Source organism: Acinetobacter sp. YH01021, from assembly GCF_013420255.1.
Taxonomy (GTDB): Bacteria; Pseudomonadota; Gammaproteobacteria; order Pseudomonadales; family Moraxellaceae; genus Acinetobacter.
In genome coordinates this window covers 1-4281 of sequence record NZ_VOYO01000058.1, presented here as the reverse complement: position 1 = coordinate 4281, position 4281 = coordinate 1, and the positions used below count along the sequence as shown (strand labels likewise).

Annotated in this window: 3 protein-coding genes and 6 pseudogenes; 6 read left to right on the top strand and 3 right to left on the bottom strand. The window is 37.8% G+C overall.

Going from position 1 to position 4281, the window contains the following annotated elements; all coding sequences use genetic code 11:
- Positions 1 to 195, top strand: a pseudogene (locus tag FTT86_RS15715) (IS5/IS1182 family transposase); the annotation flags it as partial.
- Positions 196 to 289: 94 nt separating this feature from the next.
- Here the strand turns inward: FTT86_RS15715 and FTT86_RS15710 are convergent.
- Together FTT86_RS15710 and FTT86_RS15705 are read right to left on the bottom strand one after the other, a co-directional pair.
- Positions 290 to 654: pseudogene (locus FTT86_RS15710) on the bottom strand (IS3 family transposase); the annotation flags it as partial.
- Positions 648 to 931, bottom strand: a pseudogene (locus tag FTT86_RS15705) (helix-turn-helix domain-containing protein); the annotation flags it as partial. The pseudogenes FTT86_RS15705 and FTT86_RS15710, both read right to left, overlap by 7 nt.
- A 181-nt stretch (positions 932 to 1112) precedes the next feature.
- Here FTT86_RS15705 and FTT86_RS15700 point away from each other — a divergent pair.
- The 3 genes and pseudogenes from FTT86_RS15700 to FTT86_RS15690 all read left to right on the top strand — a co-directional run bounded on the left by FTT86_RS15700 (position 1113) and on the right by FTT86_RS15690 (position 3165).
- A pseudogene (locus FTT86_RS15700) lies at positions 1113 to 2446 on the top strand (ISNCY family transposase).
- A 129-nt stretch (positions 2447 to 2575) separates the two neighbouring features.
- A pseudogene (locus FTT86_RS15695) lies at positions 2576 to 2873 on the top strand (type II toxin-antitoxin system RelE/ParE family toxin).
- 1 nt (position 2874) lies between these two features.
- Positions 2875 to 3165 (top strand): addiction module antidote protein, encoded by a 291-nt coding sequence (locus tag FTT86_RS15690; RefSeq protein WP_180039173.1) that lies wholly within the window; start codon positions 2875 to 2877, stop codon positions 3163 to 3165.
- A gap of 76 nt (positions 3166 to 3241) precedes the next feature.
- On the opposite strand, the gene FTT86_RS15685 is transcribed toward FTT86_RS15690, so the two are convergent.
- Positions 3242 to 3565 (bottom strand): hypothetical protein, encoded by a 324-nt coding sequence (locus FTT86_RS15685; RefSeq protein ID WP_180181477.1) that lies wholly within the window; start codon positions 3563 to 3565, stop codon positions 3242 to 3244.
- A 103-nt stretch (positions 3566 to 3668) separates the two neighbouring features.
- On the opposite strand from FTT86_RS15685, the gene FTT86_RS15680 reads away from it, so the two are divergent.
- The gene (locus tag FTT86_RS15680) at positions 3669 to 4091 is read left to right on the top strand and encodes a hypothetical protein (protein WP_180181476.1); all 423 of its coding nucleotides are present in this window, start codon (positions 3669 to 3671) and stop codon (positions 4089 to 4091) included.
- Positions 4088 to 4281: pseudogene (locus tag FTT86_RS15945) on the top strand (hypothetical protein); the annotation flags it as partial. The gene FTT86_RS15680 and the pseudogene FTT86_RS15945, both read left to right, overlap by 4 nt.

The window sequence follows — 4281 nt, the reverse complement described above, 5'->3', positions numbered from 1 at the left end:
ATACCAAAGAAAACAAATAGCCAATCGAACAATGATCATATGGACTGGTATTTATATAAAATCAGGCATTTAGTTGAAAATATGTTTTGTAGATTAAAGCAATTTAGAGGAATAGCTACTCGATATGGCAAGCTCAAAAGAAATTATCAAAGTTCTGTTGCTTTAGCCTGTATATTTTTATGGCTACCTTTATAGCGTTAATTATGAACAGTAAATGTCAACAGACCCTAGTCGAAGCTCAGAATTAAGCTAAAGGCCTTTTTTCAGATGCAGAATCCTTTATCTGATCCTAGACAGTATTGTGGACATTCGATCCCTCTAAATTCTTACAATATTTTTGTTCAAAGGCTTCAGGACTTAACCAGCCATTTGCAGAATGTATTCTGATTCGATTGTAATAAATCTCGATATAGTCAAACAAGACAGCATTCGCTTCTTTTCGAGTGGCAAACACACTGCCATGGATTACATGACCTTTCAATGTATGAAAGAAGCTTTCAGTCACTGCATTGTCCCAACATGAGCAGTGTACTGCGCAAGACTGCGTGACATACTTTGAATACAGTTATTCGTCAATAATAGCGCTCTAAAAGCACGACTACAGTACTGACTGCCTTGGTCAGAATGAACCATAACTCCTGTTGAATAAGCTTTTCATGCGCCAAGGTTGGTCCGAAACCATGCAGTTGATCAGAAACAATATTGAGGCACTTGAGTCTGAGTTCTTCAGAAAGCCTGGAATTGCTGGTTTGGCCACGACCCGTATGGGCTATAATGCAGCTGGACCTTGAACTTTGTATTTCTGCAGTAAGCGTCTGACCTGACATTCTGAAATATGAAGTAGAAGTAGCTGAGCAGCCTGGGATTGAGTTATGCGTTGATCGCAGATTTCCTGCAAAACCGACAATCGTTTAAGTTCTTTATCCGACATAGACACCAACATATCAAACCGTCCGCTAAGGAAATTGCAAAAGTGCACATTCTAAAAGCGGACATTTCTATTTTGGGCTTACAATTTGTGTTAAAACCCATTCAAAATGTCTATATTCTCACCAATAAAAATGTCTAGTTTATGATGGTTTTCACCATCATGGACTGGATATGAAATATAGATGCTGATCACTATGTCTGACAAAGAAATTCAACGTCTTGCTGTTCTGCAAGACGTTCGAGATCATCGTATTACACAAGTCCGTGCTGCTGAAATCCTTAATCTTTCAACCCGTCAAATTACCCGGTTATTACAGAAGCTCAATCAAGATGGTGTTTCAAGTATGTCGCATGCCAGTCGTGGTCAACCGGGCCATCATCGCCATGACGATTTATTAAAATCAAAATTTCTTTCCATTATTTCTGAACATCTGCTGGGATTTGGACCTACCTTGGCCCATGAGAAGCTCAGCAGCATGTTTGACCTGAATATCCCGGTAGAAACGCTTCGGCGCTGGATGACTGCAAATGACCTCTGGATTCCACGATCCAAGCGCCTTAAACGTCCATATCAGCCACGTTATAACCGGGATTGCTTCGGTGAGCTAATCCAGATTGACGGCTCATATCATGACTGGTTTGAAGGACGCGCTGCTAAGTGCTGCTTGCTGGTTTATATCGATGATGCCACTGGAAAGCTGTTGCATCTGCGCTTCTGTGAGGCGGAAACGACCTTCGACTATATGCTTTCAACCCGAGCCTACATTGAACAATACGGTAAGCCTCTGGCCTTTTATAGCGATAAACATTCGGTCTTCCGAGTGAACCAGAAATCGAGCCAGGACAGCAAAATCACGCAATTTGGCCGGATTCTGAATGAGTTAAAGATTGATATTATCTTTGCCAACTCACCACAGGCCAAAGGTCGCGTAGAACGCGCGAATAGAACCCTTCAAGACCGTTTGATCAAGGAGATGCGTCTGGAAGGCATCAGTTCGATTGCTGAGGCCAATGCATGGTTGCCCTGCTTTATTGAGCAGTTCAACCAGAAGTTTGCCAAGTGTGCGCGAAATTCAAAGAACTTACATCGTCCTCTAACTGAATCTGATGCTGAGTTGGAGGATATATTCACCTGGCAGGAAACGCGTAAGGTCACCAAGAATCTGACCCTGACGTATGACAAATATATTTATCTGCTTGAACCGACAGAGCTAAATCATAAGCTTGTTGAGCAATACATTTCATTTCTGGAGTACCCGGATGGCACTGTGGCGATCATGCATGATGGCCGAAAGATCAATTACAGCCTCTTCGATAAATTAAGTCAGCTGAATCAGCGAGAGATTGTTGAGAATAAACGGTTGGGTGCTGTTCTGAATCATATCCAACAACAGCATGAAGAACTGGAAAAAAAAATAAACGTTCCCGGGCCAAGAAAAGTATGCCGAGTCGTAAAGCTCAGAAAGCTGTTATTGAACAAAGAAATTTAAATCCTGTGCTTGACTCTTGCAGTTAAAAACAGGAGATTTTAAATGGTTTATCGCATAGACACTTTAAATGGGTTCTAACATAATGGATGTTCGTATAGATTAATTGCATATTGTATTCGATCAAATACAATATAGTGAGAAGATAAGGAATCCTCATGCTTGAAATTATACGTCTTCCAGAATTTGATGAATGGTTGGATGGCATTAAAGACAATATGACTCGTATTCGCTTGAATCGTGGATTAGATAAGGTTCAACGTGGAAATTGGGGGAGACATCAAACCTCTCCAAGATGGCGTTTGGGAAATGAGAGAATTCTTCGGTTCTGGGTGGAGGATGTATTACATCCAACATGGTGACGTAGTGATTGTAATGCTTGGTGGAGGAGATAAATCAACTCAGCAACAAGACATCGATCGTGCAGTCAAACTATCGAAAACATTGGAGGATTAAAATGGTTAGAGTCGCTGATTTACCAAGTTTTGATATGGCTGAGTCACTCAAAACTGAAGAAGATATTGTGATGTATCTCAACATGGTTCTTGAAGAGAATGATCCAGCTGAATTAGCTCATGCTCTTGGTGTTATTGCTAAAGCTCGTGGCATGACTCAAATCGCTAAAGAAGCAGGAATTGGGCGTGAGGCACTCTACAAAGCCCTACGTCATGATTCAGCACCACGTTTTGATACGATTAATCGTGTAGTGAATGCTTTAGGCTTAAAACTCAAAGTACAACACGCCTAAGACTTTAAAAAATATAGTAAAAATGGGAGCTAAAGGCTCCCATTTTTAGATTCGTATAACGTGTATTATGTTAATTTTAGAAAATCTGTCTTAGTTTGTACCTTTTCAAAATTATGTAAAAAGCAAATAAAACACTTATCCAGAACAAATAATCAAAAATAAAATATAAGAAGATAAATTGATCTATTCCTATAATAATATTTAAAGGATCTAGCGCTATAATCCCACCTGGAGATATTTCACCATCTACTAAAAACTGTAAGGGAAATCCTCCTCCAATGACTTTAACTTTTTCAAGCTTGTCTACAACTATACGATCCACTAATGTATATTTCTGATAAAACAAAGATAAATAAGTAAAAATAAAAGATAAGCAATTGAAGTATAAAAATTTTTTCATAATTTTCTCTCATATGTCTACTAATTTTAACAATTTTTAATCAGAGCTTTTTGGAATAATTTGCTTTAATTTCTCTATTATTTTCTCAAAAAATTCCTTTAATATGAAAAGATTAGAATTTATTTTATTAATTTTCCTTGCAGCCTGTAGTCCAGTTACAGAAAAAATAGAATCAAATATAGTTGTTCCACGTATTCACTATACAGGGGGAGCAGATAATGCAAGTTATAGTGAGGCTAAGCTTATTAAGGAAGGTAAATGCTTATATCTAGAACATGCTGATGGCTCTAAAGTTCTGCCAATTTTTGCTACGAAAACTATAGATTGGAATATAGAAACTAAGAGCTTAAAAGTAGATTCAGACACTTATTTTTTAGGTGATAAAGTAGCATATGGAGGAGGCGGCTCCTATCCTCTAGAAAAAAATAATTATTCTTGGATAACTGAAGTAGATCATGGCTGTGATACCTCACAAGTTATAGTTATTAATAAACTCATAAGACCGATTGAAGAACTACCAAAATGAAGAATAGCCTATTTTACTGTCTTACATTAGTTCTACTTATAGGATGCCAGCCATTTGAAAAAAATGGATATATTTTTATTAAAAATCAGACTGATTATCCAATTACAGACCTTAAAGTAACTTATATTAGTGCTCAAAAAACTTATAGCTTAGGTACTCTTTATCCTTATTCAGAATATAAATACGCCAT